The sequence below is a fragment of the Streptomyces sp. P17 genome (assembly GCF_032436805.1).
Lineage (GTDB): Bacteria > Actinomycetota > Actinomycetes > Streptomycetales > Streptomycetaceae > Streptomyces.
The window spans coordinates 1-567 of record NZ_JAVRBF010000260.1 but is presented as its reverse complement, the minus strand read 5'-3'; the positions used below and the strand labels follow the sequence as shown (position 1 = coordinate 567).

1 protein-coding gene is annotated in these 567 nt (G+C 70.2%); it reads left to right on the top strand.

What is annotated here, in order from left to right; all coding sequences use genetic code 11:
- Positions 1 to 55 precede the first annotated feature (55 nt).
- A partial coding sequence (locus tag RMT89_RS40735) for an ABC transporter permease (protein WP_399498853.1) occupies positions 56 to 567 on the top strand: 512 nt, incomplete at its 3' end.

Here is a 567-nt window from a genome sequence, read left to right as displayed (position 1 = left end):
GTCGCCGAGCTGTCCGTCGAGATCACCGAAGAACTGCGTGGGGAGATCCGCCGCCATGGCCAGCACTGACACCACCGCCAAGGACGGCAACGACCTGGCCGGACTGGAAGCGGGCCTGGACGCCCTCGACACCGTCCAGGCAAGCCGCACATCCGTCCGCGAGACCCTGACCCGCAAGGTGCTGCCGCCGGTCACCGCCGTCGCCCTGGTGCTGGTGGTGTGGCAGGTGCTGGTCTGGGCCGAGGTCGCGCCCAGCTACAAGCTGCCCGCCCCCACCGCCGTCTGGGACGAAGTGGAGGCCGCCTGGCTCCAGGGCACACTCCTGGACTACATCTGGACCAGCGTCTCGCGCGGTCTGCTCGGCTTCGTCCTCGCTCTCGCCATCGGGACACCGCTGGGCCTGCTCGTGGCCCGCGTGAAGTTCGTGCGGGCCGCGATCGGCCCGATCCTGTCCGGTCTGCAGTCGCTGCCGTCGGTGGCCTGGGTGCCCCCGGCCGTGCTGTGGCTGGGTCTGAACAACTCGATGATGTACGCCGTGATCCTGCTCGGCGCGGTCCCCTCCATCGC